Here is a 20,666-nt window from a genome sequence, read left to right on the forward strand (position 1 = left end):
CGGTGATCTCGATCCGCCCCCGGTTCCACCGGGGGCGGATCATTTTTTGGCCATTAGGGGGCCACTCGGGGGTCGAATGTGTGAATGGCCGGTGAATCGTTGTTCCTGACGGGTGGTTATGATGTGCCCAAAGATCTACTGCGAAGTCAGACGAACGGGGGCTTTCTGCCCCTATCAAGGTCCACAGTATTGGGGCGCCACACGTGAAGGCTCTCGTGCTTTCCGGGGGAGCGGGGACCCGTCTCCGTCCGATCACCCACACCTCCGCCAAACAGCTCGTGCCGGTCGCCAACAAGCCCGTGCTCTTCTACGGCCTGGAGGCGATCGCCGACGCCGGGATCACCGAGGTCGGCATCATCGTCGGTGACACCGCGGAGGAGATCCGCGAGGCGGTGGGCGACGGTTCCCGGTTCGGCATCGAGGTCACGTACATCCCGCAGGAAGCGCCCCTGGGACTCGCGCACGCCGTGCTCATCGCCCAGGACTTCCTCGGCGACGACGACTTCGTCATGTACCTCGGCGACAACTTCATCGTCGGCGGCATCACCGGCCTGGTGGAGGAGTTCCGCACCGAGCGGCCCGACGCGCAGATCCTGCTGACCAAGGTCCCCAACCCCACCTCCTTCGGCGTCGCCGAACTCGGCGCCGACGGACGCGTGGTGGGCCTGGAGGAGAAGCCGAAGCAGCCGAAGAGCGATCTGGCCCTCGTCGGCGTCTACCTGTTCACCCCGGCCATACACGAGGCCGTCCGCTCCATCGAGCCCTCCTGGCGCGGCGAGTTGGAGATCACGCACGCCATCCAGTGGCTGATCGACGAGAAGCGGGACGTCCGCTCCACCACGATCTCCGGCTACTGGAAGGACACCGGCAACGTCACCGACATGCTGGAGGTCAACCGGTCCGTCCTGGAGACCCTCGAGCCCCACGACGCGGGCACGGTGGACGAGGCCAGCGAGATCATCGGCCGGGTGCGCATCGAGGAGGGCGCCCGCATCAGCGGCAGCCGGATCGTCGGGCCCGCGGTCATCGGCGCCGGTACGGTGGTCAACGACGCGTACATCGGCCCCTTCACCTCGGTGTCCGAGGGCTGCCGGATCGAGGACAGCGAAATCGAGTACTCCATCGTCCTGCGGGGTGCGTCCGTGACCGGCGTGCGCCGGGTGGAGGCCTCGCTCATCGGGCGCGACGTCGAGGTCACGCCCGCCCCCCGTAACCCCAAGGCCCACCGGCTCGTGCTCGGTGATCACAGCAAGGTGCAGATCTCCTCATGACGACCAGGATCCTGGTGACCGGCGGCGCCGGCTTCATCGGCTCGCACTACGTCCGTACGGTGCTCGGCCCCCAGGGCCCCGGTGACGTCGCGGTCACCGTCCTGGACAAGCTGACGTACGCGGGCAACCCGGCCAACCTCGACGAGGTGCGCGAGCACCCCGGGTTCGCCTTCGTGCAGGGCGACATCTGCGACCCGGAACTGGTCGCCGAGCTGATGGCCGAGCACGACCAGGTGGTGCACTTCGCCGCCGAGTCCCACGTCGACCGGTCCATCGACGGCGGCGCGGAGTTCGTCCGCACGAACGTGGTCGGCACCCACACGCTCGTCGACGCCGCGCACCGGGCCGGCGTCCAGACCTTCGTGCACATCTCCACCGACGAGGTCTACGGCTCGATCGACGAGGGCTCCTGGCCCGAGACCCACCCGCTGGAGCCCAACTCGCCCTACTCCTCGGCGAAGGCGTCCAGCGACCTGATCGCGCTGTCCTACCACCGCACCCACGGCCTGGACGTCCGCGTCACCCGCTGCTCCAACAACTACGGGCACCACCACTTCCCCGAGAAGGTCATCCCCCTCTTCGTCACCAACCTCCTCGACGGCAAGAAGGTCCCGCTGTACGGCGACGGCGGCAACGTCCGCGACTGGCTGCACATCGACGACCACGTCCAGGGCATCGAGCTGGTCCGCACCAAGGGCCGCGCGGGCGAGATCTACAACATCGGCGGCGGCACCGAGCTCTCCAACAAGGAGCTCACCGGGCTGCTCCTCGAGGCGTGCGGCGCCGACTGGGAGACCAGCGTCGAGTACGTCGAGGACCGCAAGGGCCACGACCGCCGCTACTCCGTCGACTGCACCAAGATCCGCGAGGAACTGGGCTACGAGCCCCGCAAGGACTTCCGCGAGGGCCTGGCCGAAACCGTCCAGTGGTACCGCGACAACCGCGGCTGGTGGGAGCCGCTGAAGGAGCGCGCGGCGCTGAGCTGACGCGCCACCCGTCTCGCGCGGGCCCGGGACCGTCCCGGGCCCGTTCAGGCATTTCCGGCGCGTCCCGGACTCCGCCCGGGGCCCGCGCCGTCCGGCACGGAGGACAGGAAGAGGGATGAACCCGACAGAGGAACAGGTGGACACGCCGGCCGGCTGGCTGGTCACCGGGGCGGGCGGGATGCTCGGCCGGGACGTGCTGGCCCGGCTGGCCGAGGCGGGCGAGCGGGCCGCCGCCCTGGACCGGGCGGCGCTGGACCTCACGGACGCCGACGCCGTGCGGCGGGCGCTCGAACACCACCGGCCGGCCGTGGTCGTCAACTGCGCGGCCTGGACCGCCGTGGACGACGCCGAGACCCGGGAGGCCGAGGCGCTCGCGGTCAACGGCGACGGCCCCGCCCACCTCGCGGCCGCCTGCGCCCGCACCGGCGCCGTCCTGCTCCACGTCTCCACCGACTACGTCTTCGCGGGCGACGCCACGACGCCGTACGCCGAGGACGCCCCCACCGCGCCGCGCAGCGCCTACGGCCGCACCAAGCTGGCCGGCGAGCGGGCCGTCCTGAAGACCCTCCCCGACAGCGGCTACGTCGTGCGCACCGCCTGGCTGTACGGAGCGGGCGGAGGCAATTTCGTCCGTACGATGATCAAGTTGGAGGGGCTCAAGGACACCCTCGACGTCGTCGACGACCAGCGCGGCCAGCCCACCTGGAGCGCCGACCTGGCCGGCCTGCTGGTCGAGCTGGGGCGCGGAGCCCTGGCCGGCACCGCCCCGGCGGGCGTCTACCACGGCACCAGCTCCGGCGAGACCACCTGGTACGGCTTCACCCGCGAGATCTTCCGCCTGCTCGGCGCCGACCCGGACCGCGTCCGCCCCACCACCAGCGAGGCGTTCGTCCGCCCCGCCCCCCGCCCGGCCTACAGCGTGCTCGGCCACGAGCGCTTCGCCGCGGCCGGCATCGAGCCGCTGCGCGACTGGCGCGCGGCCCTCACCGAGGCGTTCCCGGAGATCCACCGGGTCCACGAGAAGGAGAACCCGGCGTGACAGTCAAGGTCAGCGTCGTCATCGCGGTCTACAACCCGGGCAAGTACGTCGAGGACTGCGTCAACGGTCTGCTCCGGCAGAGTCTCTCCCCCGACGAGTTCGAGGTCTTCTTCGTCGACGACGGCTCGACCGACGAGACCCCCGCCCTGCTGGACCGGCTGGCGGCCGAGCACCCCCACTTCCACGTCGTCCACCAGGAGTCCTCCGGCTGGTCCGGCAAGCCCCGCAACACCGGCATCGACGCCGCCCGGGGCGAGTACGTCATGTTCGTCGACCACGACGACTGGCTCGGCGACGAAGCCCTCGAGCGGATGTACGACTACGGCAAGGCGAACGACGCCGACGTGGTCGTGGGCAAGATGGCGGGCATCGGCCGCCCGGTCCCGCAGGAGCTGTTCCGGGTCAACCGGCCGCGCGCGACGGTGGAGAACGCGCCGCTGATCGACAGCCTCACCCCGCACAAGATGTTCCGGCGGGAGTTCCTCCGGCAGCACAACATGCGCTTCAAGGAGGGCCGCCGCCGGCTGGAGGACCACGTCTTCGTCGTCGAGGCGTACCTGCGGGCCAGGAGCGTCGCCGTCCTCGGCGACTACCTGTGCTACTACCACATCACCCGCGACGACGGCTCCAACGCAGGCTTCCAGCGCTTCGACCCGGTCGGCTACTTCGCCAACCTCCGCGAGGCCCTCGACGTGGTCGAGGAGCTCACCGAGCCCGGCCCGCTGCGCGACAAGCTGTTCAGCCGCTGGCTGCGCAACGAGATGGTCGAGCGGCTGCGCGGCAACCGGCTGCTCAGCCTCCCCGAGGACTACGCCGAGGAGCTGTACCGCGAGATCCGCGGCGTGATCACCGAGCGTTTCGGGCCGGGCGTGTTCGCGAAGGTCGCCCCCACCCAGCAGGTGGTGGCCGGACTGGTCGCCGCCGACCTCTACGAGGACGTCCGCGCCCTCGCCCGCTGGGAGGCCGGGATCCGGCCCACCGGCACCCTGGATTCCCTGACCTGGGAGGACGGCGTCCTGAACATCGGCTTCACCTCCGAGTACCAGGTCGACGGCGAGCCGATGACCTTCCGCCGGGACGGCGGGCGCGACCTGCTCGGCCTGCCGCTGTCCGACGAGGCGCTCAAGGCGCTGGACGACCAGGGCATCACCCTGGAGGCCCCGGTCGACAGGAGCGACGTGGACCTGGTGGTCCGTCACCGGGAGGACGCCAGGCAGTTCTACCTCCCGGTCGAGTGCGAGCCGCACCGCCTGGACGCGGGGGACGGCTCCTTCCGCCAGCGGATCACCGCGCGCGCCGTCCTCGACCCGGAGACGGCGGCCGCGGGCAAACCCCTGGAGAAGGGCCTCTGGGACCTGCACATGCGCATCAAGTCCTGCGGCTGGAGCAAGGAGACCCGGCTCGGCGCGGTGCGCGGCGAGGACGTGGACGCCGGACGGCTGGCCGCGCTCACCGGTGAGCCGAGGCGGCTGGTCCTGCCGTACTGGACCGACGGACCGGGCAACCTCTCCCTCGACGTCGACCAGCACACGAACAAGCTGGAGCGCGAGGCGGTGGCCCTGATGGACCCGGCCCGCGCCGTGGTCGAGGGCTCCACCGTACGGCTCCCGCTGCCGCTGCACGGCGCGGCGCACGCCGGGGACCCGGTGCGGCTCCGCTTCGAGCGCAAGAACGTGGGCAAGTACCCGGCCGACGCCGTGACCGACGGCCGCACCGTGACCGCCGCGCTGCCGCTGGACGAGCTCACCGGGAAGCGCTGGGCGGTCCGGATCGGCGTGCCGTCGGCCGGCCGCGGCGAGGCCAAGTGGACCCGCCTCCCGGTCGACGTGGTGGTCGCCGAGGACGGCACCGCCCGGGTGATCGACCGGCACACCCCACCGGCCAAGCCCGCCGGGCAGAAGCCGGCGCCGAAGAAGCCCGCCCCGCCCCGCCCCCTGTGGCGCCGGGCCGCCGGCCGGGTCAAGCGCGCACTGACGAACCAGAAGAAGAGCTGAGGACGGACCCTTCCATGCGACCCCTTTCCCTCTCCGGTGCCTGGGTGCACGAGCCGAAGATCTTCCCCGACGGCCGGGGCAGCTTCCACGAGTGGTTCAAGGCCCCGGTCTTCACCGAGGCGGCGGGCCACCCGCTCACGCTCGCCCAGGCCAACATGTCCGTCTCCAGCCGGGGCACCCTGCGCGGCATCCACTTCGCCGACGTGCCGCCCGGCCAGGCCAAGTACGTCAAGTGCGTGCGCGGCGCGGTCCTCGACGTGATCGTGGACATCCGGACCGGCTCGCCCACCTTCGGCCAGTGGGAGGCGGTCCGCCTGGACGACCGGGACCACCACGCGGTCTACCTCTCCGAGGGCCTGGGCCACGGCTTCATGGCGCTCACCGACGACGCCACCGTGGTCTACCTCTGCTCCGAGGGCTACGCCCCCGAGCGCGAGCACGGCATCCACCCCCTCGACCCGGCCCTCGGCATCGACTGGCCCGACGGCCTCACCCCGCTCCTGTCCGCCAAGGACGAGCAGGCCCCCACCCTGGCCGAAGCCCGGGACCAGGGCCTCCTCCCCTCCTACGAGGCGTGCGTGGCCTACCGGGAGAGCCTCGGCGGCTGAGCCGGGCGTCCGGGTCGGGCCGGCTCTCCCGCGGGGCCGGTTTGACCCGTTCGGCCACGGCCCCGTAACCTTGACCGTCGGCGTGTCCATCGGGGCCGCCACATCCCCGTAAACCTCTTCCTTCCGGGTGCTCCGGCGGCCGGGAGAGGTCGTCCGTGTTCTTGGCCGGGCGGCTGGCCTGCGGGGGTGCCGTTCTTCGAGTGAGAGTGAGATCCGCGTGTACGCCATCGTGCGCAGCGGTGGTCGCCAGCACAAGGTTGCTGTCGGCGACATCGTTGAGGTTGACAAGATTTCCACCGCCAAGGTGGGCGACACGGTCGAGCTCTCGACCCTGCTCGTCGTCGACGGCGACGCTGTGACCAGCGACCCGTGGGTGCTGGCCGGCATCAAGGTCCAGGCCGAGGTCGTGGACCACCACAAGGGCCAGAAGATCGACATTCTGCGCTACAAGAACAAGACCGGCTACCGCCGTCGTCAGGGCCACCGCCAGCAGTACACGGCGATCAAGGTCACTGAGATCCCCGCGGCTGCGAAGTAAGGGACTGAGGAGACATGGCACACAAGAAGGGCGCATCGTCCACCCGGAACGGTCGCGACTCGAACGCCCAGCGGCTCGGTGTGAAGCGCTTCGGCGGTCAGGCCGTCAACGCGGGTGAGATCCTGGTCCGCCAGCGTGGCACCCACTTCCACCCGGGCGCCGGCGTCGGCCGTGGCGGCGACGACACGCTGTTCGCCCTGCAGGCCGGTGCGGTGCAGTTCGGCACCCACCGTGGCCGCAAGGTCGTGAACATCGTTCCGGTCGCCTGACCGGACACTTTCGCGAGGCGGACCTCACTTCCCCCCACGGGAAGCGGGTCCGCCTTTCGCATGTTGGACAAGAGACAACCCCGTAGTAACTGGAGGCACATCCCATGACCACCTTCGTGGACCGCGTCGAGCTGCACGTCGCCGCGGGTAACGGAGGCCACGGCTGTGCCTCCGTCCACCGTGAGAAGTTCAAGCCGCTCGGCGGGCCCGACGGCGGCAACGGCGGACGCGGCGGCGACGTGATCCTCACCGTCGACCAGTCCGTGACGACCCTCCTCGACTACCACCACTCCCCGCACCGCAAGGCCACCAACGGCAAGCCCGGCGAGGGCGGCAACCGCAGCGGCAAGGACGGCCAGGACCTGGTCCTCCCCGTGCCGGACGGGACCGTCGTCCTGGACCGGGCGGGCAACGTGCTCGCGGACCTGGTCGGGCACGGCACGTCGTACGTCGCCGCCCAGGGCGGACGCGGCGGGCTCGGCAACGCCGCCCTCGCCTCCGCGCGGCGCAAGGCGCCCGGGTTCGCGCTGCTCGGTGAGCCGGGGGACCTGCGGGACGTCGTCCTGGAGCTCAAGACCGTCGCCGACGTGGCGCTGGTCGGGTACCCGAGCGCCGGCAAGTCGTCGCTGATCTCCGTGCTCAGCGCCGCCAAGCCGAAGATCGCCGACTACCCCTTCACCACCCTCGTCCCGAACCTCGGCGTCGTCACCGCCGGGTCGACCGTCTACACCATCGCCGACGTGCCCGGCCTCATCCCCGGCGCCAGCCAGGGCAGGGGCCTCGGGCTCGAGTTCCTGCGGCACGTCGAGCGGTGCAGCGTGCTCGTGCACGTGCTGGACACCGCCACGCTGGAGTCCGACCGCGACCCCCTCTCCGACCTCGACATCATCGAGGAGGAGCTGCGGCAGTACGGCGGTCTCGGCGACCGTCCCCGCGTCGTCGTCCTCAACAAGATCGACGTCCCCGACGGCAAGGACCTCGCCGAGATGGTCCGTCCCGACCTGGAGGCGCGCGGCTACCGCGTCCTCGAGGTGTCGGCCGTCGCGCACACGGGGCTGAAGGAACTGTCCTACGCGCTCGCCGAGCTGGTGGCCCGGGCGCGGGCCGCCAGGCCGAAGGAGGAGGCGACGCGGATCGTCATCCGGCCCAAGGCCGTGGACGACGCCGGCTTCACCGTCACCCGCGAGGACGTCGACGGGGAGCTGCTGTTCCGCGTGCGCGGCGAGAAGCCCGAACGCTGGGTCCGCCAGACCGACTTCAACAACGACGAGGCCGTCGGCTACCTCGCCGACCGGCTCAACCGCCTCGGCGTCGAGGCGGAGCTGATGAAGGCCGGTGCCCGGTCCGGTGACGGCGTCGCCATCGGCCCCGAGGACAACGCGGTCGTCTTCGACTGGGAGCCGACCGTCACCGCCGGCGCGGAGATGCTCGGCCGGCGCGGCGAGGACCACCGCTTCGAGGCACCCCGCCCGGCCGCCCAGCGCCGCCGTGACAAGCAGGCCGAACGGGACGAGTCCGAGCAGGAGTACGACGGCTTCGAGCCGTTCCAGTCGGAGTGACTCCGGGTGAAGTCGTGGTGAACACCCGGGCAACCAACGGGTGTTCCGGCCAGTCGTACTGAACGGCAAACCGACCGGTTCTACGACAGGACGCCCGCCATGGCCGCGCCTTCCCCGCACCACAGGAACCTCACCCGCACCACCCGGATCGCGCTCGCGACCGGTGTGGCCCTCGTCGTCGCCGGGACCCTCGCGGTGCCCGGCGCGCACGCCGCGCCCGATCGGAAGCCGGCCGCCGGCACCGCGCAGCCGCGCGACGACTTCAACGGCGACGGCTACGCCGACCTCGCCGTGGCCGCGCCCGGCGCGACCGTCGCCGGCAAGGAGGGCGCCGGGTACGTCGCCGTGCTGTACGGGTCGGCGAACGGGCTGCGTCCCGCGAGCAAGCAGGTGTTCCACCAGAACACCGCCGGTGTCCCCGGCAGCGCCGAGACGGACGACGAGTTCGGCAGCGCGCTCACCACCGCCGACCTCGACCGGGACGGCTACGCCGACCTCGTCGTCGGCGTCGCCCGCGAGGACACCGAGGACGGAGGGGAGAACGCCGGGCTGGTCGAGGTGCTGTGGGGCGGACCCCAGGGGCTCTCCGGCGGCACCGCGCTCGCCTCGGGACGCAGCGCCCACGACGCGCTCGGCGCCGCCGGCCACCTGACCGCCGGCGACGTCAACGGCGACGGCGGCCCGGACGTGGTGACCGTCGAGAACCTGCACGACCTGCGGATCCTGAGGGGCCCCTTCGGCCGGGACGGCGCCGGCCCGGGCGGCGAGCAGGTGGTGAAGGACGTGTACGACAGCCGCGTCCTCGACCTCGCCGCCGGCGACGTCAACGGCGACGGCCTCACCGACGTCGTCGCCACCGAGAACGACGGCGACGAGTACGACGCCCGCCGGGTTGTGTACTGGCTGGGCGACCGCACCGCGCTCAACCCCTTCACCCTCGTCTACGACATCGACGGCGCCGGCCTCCAGGGCGGCGAGAACCTCGACGTGGGGGACGTGAACGCCGACGGGTACGACGACATCGTGGTCGGCCGGGCCGTGGACGGATACGACAGCGACCTCGACAACCCGTACGTCAAGGGCGGCCGGGTCGCCTGGATCCCCGGCACGCCGGAGGGCCCCGACGGGGTGAGGGCCGTCTTCCTCAACCAGGACCGCCCCGGCGTGCCCGGCACCGCCGAGGCCGGCGACGCCTTCGGCACCGACGTCCACATCGGCGACGTCGACGGCGACGGCTACCAGGACGTCGTCACCGGAGTGCCCGGCGAGGACCTCGGCGGCGTGTCCGCGGCCGGCGCCGTCGTCGTGCTGCGCGGCACCGCGAACGGGCTCACCGGCGCCGGCGCCCTGACGGTCACCCAGGACACCGCGGATGTGCCGGGCACCGCCGAGAAGAACGACAGGTTCGGCCGGGCCGTCCACCTCGCCGACACCGACGGCGACGGACGCGCCGACCTCGCCGCCGGCGCGCCGGGGGAGAACTCCGGTGCCGGGTCGGTGTGGTACTTCCGCTCCTCCCCGACGGCCGTCGCGGGCGGCGCCGGGACCTTCGGCGCGGGCACCCTCGGCACGGTGGCCACCGGGGCGCAGCTGGGCATCGCCTTCACCGACTGACGACCGCGGGCCGCGTCGCCCGCCGCTCACCCGACGGACCCGTCGTGGCAACGGGGCGTTCCCGTGCCGCGACGGGTTTCCCGTTGTCCCCCTGCTTGTCATGAACGCGAACCGCGGTGTTCAGCGGACGGACCGACCGGACCGCGAGCTTCCCAGTGTCCGAGTGCCACACGAGGCAGGGGAGTTCGCCGATGACCGGAGCAGTTCAGCCCGACCGCCGCCGTGTCCTGACCGCCGGCGCCGCCGTACTCGGCGCCGCCGCCTCCGCCCAGCTGTGGCTGCCGGCCACCGCGCACGCGGCCGAAGTGAAGCTGCCCGACGGCGTGTTCAGCCTGGGCGTGGCCTCCGGCGACCCGCTGCCCGACGGGGTCGTCCTGTGGACCCGGCTCGCCCCGGACCCGCTGAACGGCGGCGGCATGCCCGACCGCACCGTGGCCGTGGAGTGGCAGATCGCCCGGGATGCCCGCTTCAAGAAGGTCGTCCGCCGGGGCGTCGCCCCGGCCCGGCGCGCGTACGGGCACAGCGTCCACGTGGACGTCCGCGGGCTGAGCCCGGACACCACGTACTGGTTCCGCTTCCGCGCCGGCGGACAGCTCTCGCGCGTCGGCCGCACCCGCACCGCGCCCGCCGCGCACAGCTCCGGCGGCCGGCTGAAGGTCGCGCTCGCCTCCTGCCAGAACTGGCAGCACGGCTACTTCACCCCGTACGCCGACATGCTGGACCAGGACCCGGACGTCGTGGTGTTCGTCGGCGACTACATCTACGAGTCCACCCCCTCGGCGACCGGCGTACGGCGCCACGAGGGCACCGGTGAGCCGTACGACCTCACCCAGTACCGCAACCGGTACGCCCAGTACCGCTCCGACCCGGACCTCGCGGAGATGCACGCCAACGCCCCCTTCGTGGTCACCTTCGACGACCACGAGGTCGACAACGACTTCGCCGGCGAGATCCCGCAGGACCCCGACAAGCAGGCGCACGACCCGTTCGTCGCCCGGCTCACCGCCGCCTACCAGGCGTACTACGAGCACATGCCGGTCCGCGCCACCGCCGTGCCGAACGGGCCGCACATCCGGATGTACCGCCGGCTCGAGTTCGGCCGGCTGGCCCGGCTCAACGTGCTGGACACCCGCCAGTACCGCAGCGACCAGGCCACCACCCAGGAGGGCGCCCAGGACCCGTCGCTGACCATGCTCGGGGCCGCGCAGAAGCGCTGGCTGGTCGACGGGCTGCGCCACTCGCCCGCCCGCTGGAACCTGATCGCCTCCCAGATCATGATGGCCGAGACCGACCTCCGGATCGGCGAGGGCAAGCTCTGGTACTACGACGCCTGGGACGGCTACCAGGTCGAACGAAACGCGCTGCTCCGGGAGTTCCGGCGGGTGAGCAACCCCGTCGTGCTCACCGGCGACCGCCATCTGACGATGGTCAGCGACCTCAAGGCGGACTTCGCCGACCCGAAGTCCGCGGTCGTGGGCGCCGAGTTCGTCGGTACGTCCATCTCCAGCAACGGCGACCAGGACCAGGCCGCGTTCCGCGCGCAGTGGGACCCGCGGCGCGCGGACAACCCGCACTGGAAGCTGCTCGACGCCCACCGCGGCTACCACCTGTTCGACATCCGCCCGGGCGGCATCGACGCCCGCGTGCGGGTGGTGGACACCGTGCTGAAGCCGCGGGCCACGCCGAGCACGCTGGCCAGGCTGCGGGTGGAGGCCGGCCGGCCGGGCGTCCACCTGGTCTGAGCCGGCAGCCCGGGGGTGTCGCGCAGCCCGGCGCTTGCAGGGTGCCGTCGCGCCCACCCGTGCCGCCCTGCGGCACGATTGCCCGCGGGGAGGGGCGGGCGGCACTCAGGCGGGTCCCAGGCTCCTCTCACGGCATCCTCAGCGAGCCGTCCTACCGTGCCTCGGCATGGACACCGACTGTACGAGAGAAGAACTCCCGGCCACCGGCGCCGCGATCCCCCCGCTGCCCGCCGGCACCCGGCTGCTGCACATCGGCCCCCACAAAACCGGCACCACCGCCGTCCAGGGCGCGCTGTTCGCCGCGAAGGAGGAGATGGCGCGGCACGGCGTCGACTTCCCGGCGCACAGCCGGCACCCGATCGAGGCCGTCCTCGCCGCCTGCGCCCGGCCCGCGATGATGGGGGACACCGTCCCCACCGAGCGGCACTGGCAGCGGCTGCTGGACCGGGTGCGGGCCACCGGGCGGCGCACCTCCGTGATCAGCAGCGAGTTCTTCGCGGACGCCGAGGACGGGGCGACGATCGCCCGGATCGTCGAGCAGCTCGGCGGTGACCGCGTGCACGTCCTGGTCACCCTGCGGCCCCTGGCCCGGATCATGCCCTCGCAGTGGCAGCAGTACGTGCAGAACGGGCTGCGGCTGGGCTACGAGCCGTGGCTGGAGCACATGCTCCGCCGGCCCCCGTACGACCGGCCCACCCCCAGCTTCTGGCGCCGGCACCGGCACGACCGGCTGGTCGAGCGGTGGGCCGGGGTGACCGGTCCCGGCCGGGTGACCGTCGTCGTGGTCGACGACCGCGACCGGGACGCGCTGATGCGCACCTTCGAGGCGCTCCTCGGACTGCCCGGGGGGCTGCTGCGGCCGGTCCCGGAGACCGCGAACCGTTCCCTCACCCTCGCCGAGACCGAAATGCTGCGGAATCTTAACAAGGAATTCCGCGGCAATGAGCTCCCGGAAGAGCTGTATTCGCGGCTGGTGCGGCACGGCGCGATCGCGCATATGAAGAACGCGTGCAGCCCCACCCCGCAGGACGTGAGGATCAGCACCCCGCAATGGGCCCTGGAGGCCGCCGCCGGGATCGGCGCCGAGGCGGCCGCGCGGATCGCCGGCACGGGCGTACGGGTCCTCGGCGACCTGGAGTCGCTGTCCCGCGTGCCGGCGTCCGGGGGGCCGGCGGGTGAGCCGCGGCTCGCTCCCGAGGCGGCCGCGCAGGCCCTGTTCGGGATGCTCGCCACGGTCGCCGCGACGAACGGCACCGGCAAAGGGCGTACCGTTCACCGGACATCGTCGAAGGAGCTCGTGAAGGTCCTCGGTCACCGCTGCCTGAAACGGCTGCGCCTGCGCTGAGCCGACCGGGTGGTGTCACGCCTGTCACGCACGGCAATGACATAACTCCTGTGGAGTTACTCACAAGAATTCACCGTGCGTCCCGGGAACCCTCACCGGGCGCCAGGAGTCCTGGGTGAATGACAGGTTGCGCGCACATATGCGGCCGTGGTCGCTCACCTTGCACTGCGGTAACCACAAGTGGGACCATTTCGAAGTTCCCTGTCGCCCCAAGGTAGGTCACCTGTGTCCCAGCACATAGCCAAGCCCCGTACCACCGCAGTGATCCTGGCCGGCGGCACCGGTCAGCGGGTGGGTCTGTCGATCCCCAAGCAGCTGCTGAAGATCGCCGGCAAGGCAGTCATCGAGCACACCCTGACCACCTTCGAGAAGGCCGACTCGATCGACGACATCATCGTGCTGATGGCGCCGGGGTACGTGCCCGACATCGAGAAGATCGTCGCCAAGGCCGGGTTCACGAAGGTCGCCAAGGTCATCGAGGGCGGCTCGACCCGGAACGAGACCACCGAGCGGGCCATCGCCGCGCTCGGCGAGGGCCTGGCCGAGGGCGAGGACCGCAACGTCCTCTTCCACGACGCCGTGCGCCCCCTGCTGTCGCAGCGCGTCATCGACGACTGCGTGACCGCGCTGGAGCGCTACCAGGCCGTCGACGTGGCCATCCCGTCCGCCGACACCATCATCGTCACGCGCACGCACGGCGAGGACGGCGAGTTCATCACGGAGATCCCGGACCGCTCCCGGCTGCGCCGCGGCCAGACCCCGCAGGCCTTCAAGCTGTCCACCATCCGCCGCGCCTACGAGGTCGCCGCCGGCGACCCCAACTTCCAGGCCACGGACGACTGCTCGGTCGTGCTCAAGTACCTGCCGGACGTGCCGATCCACGTCGTGGCGGGCGACGAGTACAACATGAAGGTCACCCAGCCGGTCGACGTCTTCATCGCCGACAAGCTCTTCCAGCTCGCCTCCACCGCCGCCCCCGAGCAGGTCTCCGAGGAGGCCTACCGGCAGTTGCTCACCGGCAAGACCGTGGTGGTCTTCGGCGGTTCGTACGGCATCGGCAAGGACATCGCCGAACTCGCCGAGTCCTACGGCGCCACCGTCTACGCGCTGGGCCGCTCCACCACCGGCACCCACGTGGAGAACCCGGAGGAGGTCGACGACGCGCTGTCCAAGGCGTACGGCGAGACCGGCCGCATCGACTACGTCGTCAACACCGCGGGCGTGCTGCGCATCGGCAAGCTCGCCGAGACCGACAACGCCACCATCGAGGAGGCGCTGAAGGTCAACTACCTGGCCCCGGTGCAGATCGCCCGCTCGGCCTACAAGTACCTCGCCGAGACCAAGGGACAGCTGCTGCTGTACACCTCCAGCAGCTACACCCGCGGGCGCGCCGAGTACAGCCTCTACTCCTCGACCAAGGCCGCGATGGTGAACCTCACCCAGGCCCTGTCCGACGAATGGGCCGGTGACGGCGTCCGGGTGAACTGCATCAACCCGGAGCGCACCGCCACGCCGATGCGCACCAAGGCTTTCGGGCAGGAGCCCTCGGGCAGCCTGCTGTCCTCCGAGGCGGTGGCCCGGACCTCGCTGGACGTGCTGTTGTCCGAGCTCACCGGCCATGTCATCGACGTGCGGCAGCAGGACCCGACGGCGGGTGCGGCGCGGGCCACCGGGTTCGAGCAGGCGCTGGCCGCGGTGCTGGACCGTCAGGACGGCGTGTAATAATTGCCGTCAAATAGTCTTCCGTAATTCAGGCCTCTGCGGCCTCCTGTTCACGCGGTTAGTCGACGGGAGTTCGCGGGGGCCTGAATCCGTACCTCCCGAATTGCGCACAGGCACAAAACCGGCACCCCCTCCAAGAGCAGGTTATCCGTGATATCCACCGCTATTCGCGTCGCCCGGGTGGGCAGCGCGGCCGAGCTGGCCGCGGCGGTCCTCATGTTGCTGGGCTTCCCCTGCCTCATGCTGGCCGCGCTCGTCCCGAGCATCCCCGCCTTCGCGGCAGCGGCCGCCGTGACGTACCTGGCGGACCACTATCTGCACCGCAAGGGCAGCTACCTGGTCAGCCGCCTCAGCAAGGTGCGGGCCGGCCTGTCGATCCGCTTCCTGATCCGACAGCTGCTGCTGATCCTGCTGCTGGCCCGCCTGTCCCTCGCGGACAACCTGATCTACTACGGGGCGATCGCCTGCTTCATCGCCTTCTACGGTCTTCAGGCCCCGCACGGCGCGCTCACCACGCTGATCCGCAACCGCCGCCGGATGCCGGTCGCCACCCGCAACGTCGACCTGGCCGCCCGCATCCGCATCCCGGACGCGCCGCCGCGCGCGCTGCTGAACCGGTCCGCGGAGAAGATGCTCCACCTCGACCTCGCGGCGGTCTTCGGCATAATCGCCGGCGCCTCCCTGGAGTCGGCCGCCATCGGTTACACCGGCATCGGCCTCACGGTGGCCGCGGGCACCCTGTACGTCCTCGCCCTGCTGCCCTATGCGCGCGGCCGGAAGACCCCGCCGCGTCCGGAGAAGGTGCTGGAAGCGATCGACGACTGGCTGCGCGAGTACCGCCCGGAGACCGTGCTGTACTTCTCCGGCTCCCGGGACTCCGCCTACCAGGTCAACATGTGGCTGGAGACCATGGAGCAGCTGGACACCCGTCCGCTGGTCGTCCTGCGCGAGCGGGTCATCCTGCAGAACCTGGCGCCCACCACGGTCCCCGTCGTCTGCGTGCCCGGAGGGGTGCACCTGATGAACATGGACCTGTCCACGGTGCGGGTCGCGCTCTACGCGGCGAACGTCGGCAAGAACATCCACATGCTGCGCGTGCCCACCATGAAGCACGTCTTCATCGGCCACGGCGACAGCGACAAGCTCGCCAGCGTCAACCCGTTCAGCAAGGTCTACGACGAGGTGTGGACGGCGGGCCGCGCGGGCCGCGACCGCTACGCCATCGCCGACGTCGGCGTCCGCGACGACGACATCGTCGAGGTCGGCCGCCCGCAGCTGGCCCCGATCCAGACCTGGCGGGGCGTCCCCGGCGACCGCATGCCCACGGTCCTGTACGCCCCCACCTGGGAGGGCTGGGACGACAACCCCGGCAACACCTCGATCCTGCTGGCCGGCGAGAACATCGTGAAGAAGCTGGTCGAGGCCGAGCCGGCGGTGCGGGTGCTGTACAAGCCGCACCCCTTCACCGGCACCCGCAGCGCGCAGGCGAAGGCCGCCCACCAGCGGATCACCGCGCTGATCGAGAAGGCCGCCGCCCGGCGCGCCGCCGACCCGCGCTTCACCGCCGACAGCGCCGCCCAGTCCGAGGCCCGGGCCGAACTGGCGCGCATCGAGGCCCGGCTGGCCGAACTGACCGGCGGCACCGAGAAGGGCGACGAGGCCGAGGCCTCCCGCGACGGGGTGCTCGACGCGGCCCGGCACGAGGAGACCGCCCGGCTGCGCGCCGAGTGGAACACCGCGTACTGGCGCTCCTTCCCCGACTGGGAGCACCGCGTCATCACGGGCGCCGAGCCGCGGCTGTACGACTGCTTCAACGTCTCCGACGCGATGGTCTCCGACATCTCCAGCGTGGTCTCCGACTTCATCGCCAGCGGCAAGCCGTACGCCGTCACGGACTCCGCCGAGCTGGGCGTGGAGGAGTTCAAGCGGCAGAACACGGCCGTGCGTGCCGCGGTGATCCTGTCCAACGGCGCCGAGGAGCTCGGCGGGCTGCTCGACGCGGTCCGCGACCCGGCCGGCGACCCGCTGGCCGGGGACCGGAGCGAGCTCAAGCGCTACCTGCTCGGCCCGGACGAGCCGAAGTCCATCGACCAGTTCAACACCGCGGTCGGGCAGCTCGCGCTGAAGGCCGAGACCCGCAACCTCGGCCAGGAGTCCCGGATCACCACCGGCGGCCCCGACGTGGAGCTGGCGGACGCGGTGCCCGTGCCGCGGACGTCGGCGGCCGGTGAGACGGACGGCGTCGACGCCGGCTGACCGGCCCGGCGCACCCGACAGGGCCCGGCCCCCCGAGGATCAACTCCGCGGGGGACCGGGCCCTTTCGCGTGCCCGACACGGCGGCGACGACCCTGTGACGTGAACCACGGAAAGAGGCGTCCGAGGCAACCCCTCGCCTCGAACTGCCGTCTAACAAATAAAGAATGAGGCGATACGGGGGAAACGCCCCGTAGCGAGGGGGAAAGTGACCGTGGCGCAGCCTGATGTCACCGTGGTCATCGGGGCGTACGAGGCGATGCCGTATCTGGTCGAGTGCCTCGCCTCCGTCGAGGCGCAGACCATCGGCCCGGAGCGCGTCGAGGTCGTCGCGGTCGACGACGGCTCGACCGACGGCACGGGGGAGTACCTGGAGGAGTTCGCGGCCCGCGCGCCCATGCGGGTCACCGTGGTGAGGCAGGAGAACTCGGGCGGCCCCAGCGGCCCGCGCAACGTGGGCCTGGGCAGGGCCGCCGGGCGCTACGTCTTCTTCCTGGACGCCGACGACCGGCTGGGCCCCGAGGCCCTCGAACGGATGGTCGACATGGCCGACCGGGCCGGCACCGACGTCGTGCTGGGCCGGGTCGAGGGCGTCAACCGGGGCGCGCCGAAGTCCATGTGGGGCAGGACGCTGGAGCGCACCGACGTCTACTCGTCCAACATCAAGTACACGCTCAGCGCGCAGAAGCTGTTCCGCCGCTCGTTGCTCGACCGGCACGGCATGCGGTTCGACGAGTCCCTGTTCACCGGCGAGGACGCGCTGTTCACCATGGAGGCCTATCTGCGGGCCGACGGCGTCTCCGTGATCGCCGACCACACCTGCTACTACCTGGTGGGCCGCGACGACGGCAAGCACGTCACCAGGAGCGGAAGTTACACCCTGCGGTTCGACTCCGCCCGCGCCCTGATGAACCTGATCGCCGGCCTCGTCCCCGAGGGGCCCCGCCGCGACCTGCTCATGGTGCGGCCCTTCACCGTCACCCTGCTGCCCCAGTTCGGCCCCCGGTTCCTCAAGGACACCGACGACGTCCGGCGGCGCAAGCTGGAGCTGGCACGGCCGCTGATGGACGTCCACTGGACCGAGGGCGTCGCCCGGCGGCTGAAGGTCGAGGAGCGGCTGCGGCTGCACCTGGTGGCCGGGCAGCGGCTGGAACCCCTCCTGGACGTCCTGCGGTTCGTCCAGGAGAAGAAGCGGCCGTCGGCCCTGCTGGAGCGGCGGGGCCGCCGCGTCTACCTCGCCTACCCGCACTTCCGCGACCGCGCGGCCGGCATCCCCGACTCCGTGTACCTGGCCTCCCCGCGCGAGGCCCGCACCGTCCCCGGCCACCGCGCGGACGGCACGGACTCCCTGCTGCGCCGAGTCGCCCGCAAAGCCCGCCGCCTCCTGCCCCCGGCGGCGGCCTGAACCCTCCTCGCCCCCGCCGCCCCCTCCCTTCCCGAACCTGGGGTTCCGCCCCGGACCCCGCTCCTCAACCGAAACTCAGCCCCTCCGGCGTTTGAGGAGCGGGGGTCCGGGGGCAGCGCCCCCGGGGGACGGGAACGGGAAGGGGTGGCGGGGGCGAAAACCCTCCTGTGCCTCGCCCGTGGTGTTACGCGGGGCGGGACGGCCGGTGCGGGAGGAGTGTGACGGGCGCCGGCGCGCCGGCGGTCTGATGGCGCTGACCGGGAAGTTCCGCGGCGAGGCGGCGGGTCGCACGGCTGCGATGGGCCTGCGCCGCCGTGCACAGGGCCCGGACGGCCGCGGCGAAGCGCCGCTGGGACGGCGGATCGGCCGGGCCCAGCAGGCGGAGCTTCAACTCCGCCCGCGCCACCGCGAGGTGGTCCTTCTCCGGGTCGCGGACCGACTCCAGCAGGGCCGGCACCCCGGCCGCGTCCGGCGTCAGCACCGTCGCCGCCGCCACCGTCGGGAACGCCGCGCGGAACGCCTCCTCGGGCAGCCCGCCGGTGTTCGCCACCGCGTACGGCTTCCCGCTCGCCAGGAAGTCGCTGATCACGCTCGACACATCACTGATCAGCAGGTCGGCGACGTTGAAGCAGGCGTACAGCTCGGGCCGGGCGTCCGTGACGACCTGGTGCTCCCACTCCGGCAGCGACGCCCAGTACGCCTCCTCCCAGGCCGCCGTCGCCCGCGCCACCGCCCGCGCCCGGCCCGGCTCCGGCGCGGACTGCACCAGCATCCGCTCGACCTGGTCGGCGCCCGCCCGGAACGCGGCCGCGGTGAGCCGGTCCAACTCCGCCGTGCACCGGGCCAGTTCCCCCGACGGCGCGGGACGCGGCCCGGACCGCTCCCGGTTCGCCGCCCGGATCAGCTCCCGCACGCGCCGGTCGGCGGCGCCCGCCCGCGGGTCCACCGAGCCGGTCAGCGGATGTGGCTTGTACAGCAGCCGCACCCCCGGGTCGGCGAGCAGCGCCCGCACCAGGTTCTCACCGGCCGCGACCACCGACGTGTTGCCCGGGTTGCCGTCCCAGCCCTCCCAGGTCGGCGCGTACAGCACGGTCACCCGGGCCCCGGCGGGCGGACCCGCGTACGGGCGTACGGCGTCCAGCTGCGGGCGGCCGATCTCCACCACGTCCTTGTCCTCGACCCCGACCTCGGCCAGCGCGTACCGCTCGCGCGCCGCCGGACCGGCCACCCACACCTCGTCGTACGCCTTCGCGTACGGGTTGCAGGACGACAGCTTGTCGCTCTCGCCGTGGTTGACGAAGGCGTGCTTGATCGTGGGGATCCGCAGCACCTGGGAGGTCTTGCCGGAGTTCGACGGGTGGATGAGCACCTGGAGCGTGGACTGCTCGAGACGCATCAGCGTGGACACCTTCGGCAGGCACACGACGGGGATGTCGGTCGGCGCGATCCTCGGCACCATGAACCGCTCCCGCAGCACGATCACCGGCCGCCCGCCGAGCCCGGCCAGCGGCTCCAGCCACATGTTGGCCTGGTAGACGGAGGACGGACCGCCGGAGAAGTACAGGCCGACCGTCGGCCGGTACTCGGCCAGCCACGCGTCGAACCAGTCGAGCACCTCCCGCTCGCCCGCCGGACGCCGCCCCGGCAGCAGCCGCAGCAGCAGCGCGCACAGGCCCGCGGCGGTGAGCAGCAGCGCCAGCGCGACACCGGCCGCCGCGTACCGGGCGTCGCCGGTGACCGCCGTCGCCGTCAGCCCGGCCGTGGCGGGCAGGCCGAACACCAGCAGCCGGTGACCGGGCCGGCGCAGCAGCGCGGCCGGCGCGGGGGACAGGCGCAGCGCCGAGGCGTCGATGTTGCGGGTCAGCACCGGCAGCGTGCGGGTGCGGCGGACCAGCACCGACACCGCCTGGACCGCGCAGTGCAGTGCGTAGAAGGCGAGCAGCCCGGCGACCAGCGGGGCGTACTGCGTCTCCCGGTGCTGCTCGCCGAGCCGCAGCAGCCCCACCACCAGCAGCAGATCGCGCAGCACGTGGCGGACGGTGACGTCCGCGTGGGACTTGGCGAACAGCGACACCATGCCGGGCTGCCACCGGTACAGCACGCCCTCGACCGCCAGGGACACGGCGGTCGAGACGAGCAGCAGCGGTACGTGGGGGCGCAGCGCGGCGACGGCCTGCGCGACGAAGGCGGCCGACGCGGCGGCGAGGACGAGCAACTGGGCGGCGGTCCGCCGCCGGGGGGACGAGGGTTCGGGCACTGCGGTCACTCCAGGGTCGACGCAGAACGGGCGCCCGGGTTAACGCGCGCCCACCTCCGGACG

15 protein-coding genes are annotated in these 20,666 nt (G+C 72.0%); 14 read left to right on the plus strand and 1 reads right to left on the minus strand.

Features of this window, described 5'->3' with window-relative positions; genetic code table 11:
• Positions 1–203: 203 nt before the first annotated feature.
• From ACFY3N_RS05810 to ACFY3N_RS05875, 14 genes are all read left to right on the plus strand, one after another.
• A complete protein-coding gene (locus ACFY3N_RS05810; RefSeq protein ID WP_390815375.1) occupies positions 204–1,271 on the plus strand; it encodes a glucose-1-phosphate thymidylyltransferase in 1,068 nt (355 codons plus the stop codon).
• Positions 1,268–2,257, plus strand: a complete 990-nt coding sequence (gene rfbB, locus ACFY3N_RS05815) for a dTDP-glucose 4,6-dehydratase (protein WP_390815376.1) — start codon at positions 1,268–1,270, stop codon at positions 2,255–2,257. The genes ACFY3N_RS05810 and rfbB overlap by 4 nt, the downstream gene beginning before the upstream one ends.
• Before the next feature lie 115 nt (positions 2,258–2,372).
• Positions 2,373–3,296 (plus strand): dTDP-4-dehydrorhamnose reductase, encoded by a 924-nt coding sequence (rfbD, locus tag ACFY3N_RS05820; RefSeq protein ID WP_390815377.1) that lies wholly within the window; start codon positions 2,373–2,375, stop codon positions 3,294–3,296.
• Positions 3,293–5,290: a glycosyltransferase family 2 protein gene (locus ACFY3N_RS05825; protein WP_390815378.1), complete on the plus strand. Its 1,998-nt coding sequence runs from the start codon at positions 3,293–3,295 to the stop codon at positions 5,288–5,290. Before rfbD ends, ACFY3N_RS05825 begins: the two co-directional genes overlap by 4 nt.
• Positions 5,291–5,304: 14 nt before the next feature.
• The gene (gene rfbC, locus ACFY3N_RS05830) at positions 5,305–5,898 is read left to right on the plus strand and encodes a dTDP-4-dehydrorhamnose 3,5-epimerase (RefSeq protein WP_390815379.1); all 594 of its coding nucleotides are present in this window, start codon (positions 5,305–5,307) and stop codon (positions 5,896–5,898) included.
• Positions 5,899–6,115: 217 nt separating this feature from the next.
• Positions 6,116–6,436 (plus strand): 50S ribosomal protein L21, encoded by a 321-nt coding sequence (gene rplU, locus ACFY3N_RS05835; RefSeq protein ID WP_004931419.1) that lies wholly within the window; start codon positions 6,116–6,118, stop codon positions 6,434–6,436.
• Between the two features lie 14 nt (positions 6,437–6,450).
• A complete protein-coding gene (rpmA, locus tag ACFY3N_RS05840; protein WP_003976205.1) occupies positions 6,451–6,705 on the plus strand; it encodes a 50S ribosomal protein L27 in 255 nt (84 codons plus the stop codon).
• Positions 6,706–6,809: 104 nt separating this feature from the next.
• Positions 6,810–8,264, plus strand: coding sequence for a GTPase ObgE (obgE, locus tag ACFY3N_RS05845; RefSeq protein ID WP_390815380.1), 1,455 nt, complete (start codon positions 6,810–6,812; stop codon positions 8,262–8,264).
• Between the two features lie 99 nt (positions 8,265–8,363).
• A complete protein-coding gene (locus ACFY3N_RS05850; RefSeq protein ID WP_390815381.1) occupies positions 8,364–9,878 on the plus strand; it encodes an FG-GAP-like repeat-containing protein in 1,515 nt (504 codons plus the stop codon).
• 191 nt (positions 9,879–10,069) lie between these two features.
• Complete coding sequence (locus tag ACFY3N_RS05855; RefSeq protein WP_390815382.1) at positions 10,070–11,620, plus strand: alkaline phosphatase D family protein; 1,551 nt, start codon at positions 10,070–10,072, stop codon at positions 11,618–11,620.
• A gap of 166 nt (positions 11,621–11,786) precedes the next feature.
• Positions 11,787–12,965, plus strand: coding sequence for a hypothetical protein (locus ACFY3N_RS05860; protein WP_390815383.1), 1,179 nt, complete (start codon positions 11,787–11,789; stop codon positions 12,963–12,965).
• A gap of 225 nt (positions 12,966–13,190) precedes the next feature.
• Positions 13,191–14,687 carry a D-ribitol-5-phosphate cytidylyltransferase gene (locus ACFY3N_RS05865; protein WP_390815385.1) on the plus strand — a complete coding sequence of 499 codons (1,497 nt, stop codon included), beginning with the start codon at positions 13,191–13,193 and terminating at the stop codon, positions 14,685–14,687.
• A 180-nt stretch (positions 14,688–14,867) separates the two neighbouring features.
• Positions 14,868–16,943 (plus strand): hypothetical protein, encoded by a 2,076-nt coding sequence (locus ACFY3N_RS05870; RefSeq protein WP_390815564.1) that lies wholly within the window; start codon positions 14,868–14,870, stop codon positions 16,941–16,943.
• A 206-nt stretch (positions 16,944–17,149) separates the two neighbouring features.
• Positions 17,150–18,346, plus strand: coding sequence for a glycosyltransferase family 2 protein (locus tag ACFY3N_RS05875; RefSeq protein WP_390815386.1), 1,197 nt, complete (start codon positions 17,150–17,152; stop codon positions 18,344–18,346).
• A gap of 184 nt (positions 18,347–18,530) precedes the next feature.
• On the opposite strand, the gene ACFY3N_RS05880 is transcribed toward ACFY3N_RS05875, so the two are convergent.
• Positions 18,531–20,561 (minus strand): hypothetical protein, encoded by a 2,031-nt coding sequence (locus ACFY3N_RS05880; protein ID WP_390815565.1) that lies wholly within the window; start codon positions 20,559–20,561, stop codon positions 18,531–18,533.
• Positions 20,562–20,666 lie beyond the last annotated feature (105 nt).

Source organism: Streptomyces sp. NPDC000348 (genome assembly GCF_042898795.1).
Lineage (GTDB): Bacteria > Actinomycetota > Actinomycetes > Streptomycetales > Streptomycetaceae > Streptomyces.

Coding starts and splice junctions, on each gene's coding strand:
- ACFY3N_RS05850 (WP_390815381.1), top strand. CDS start 8,364: ATGGCCGCGCCTTCCCCGCACCACAGGAACCTCACCCGCACCACCCGG.
- rpmA (WP_003976205.1), top strand. CDS start 6,451: ATGGCACACAAGAAGGGCGCATCGTCCACCCGGAACGGTCGCGACTCG.
- ACFY3N_RS05860 (WP_390815383.1), top strand. CDS start 11,787: ATGGACACCGACTGTACGAGAGAAGAACTCCCGGCCACCGGCGCCGCG.
- ACFY3N_RS05855 (WP_390815382.1), top strand. CDS start 10,070: ATGACCGGAGCAGTTCAGCCCGACCGCCGCCGTGTCCTGACCGCCGGC.
- rfbD (WP_390815377.1), top strand. CDS start 2,373: ATGAACCCGACAGAGGAACAGGTGGACACGCCGGCCGGCTGGCTGGTC.
- rfbC (WP_390815379.1), top strand. CDS start 5,305: ATGCGACCCCTTTCCCTCTCCGGTGCCTGGGTGCACGAGCCGAAGATC.
- rfbB (WP_390815376.1), top strand. CDS start 1,268: ATGACGACCAGGATCCTGGTGACCGGCGGCGCCGGCTTCATCGGCTCG.
- obgE (WP_390815380.1), top strand. CDS start 6,810: ATGACCACCTTCGTGGACCGCGTCGAGCTGCACGTCGCCGCGGGTAAC.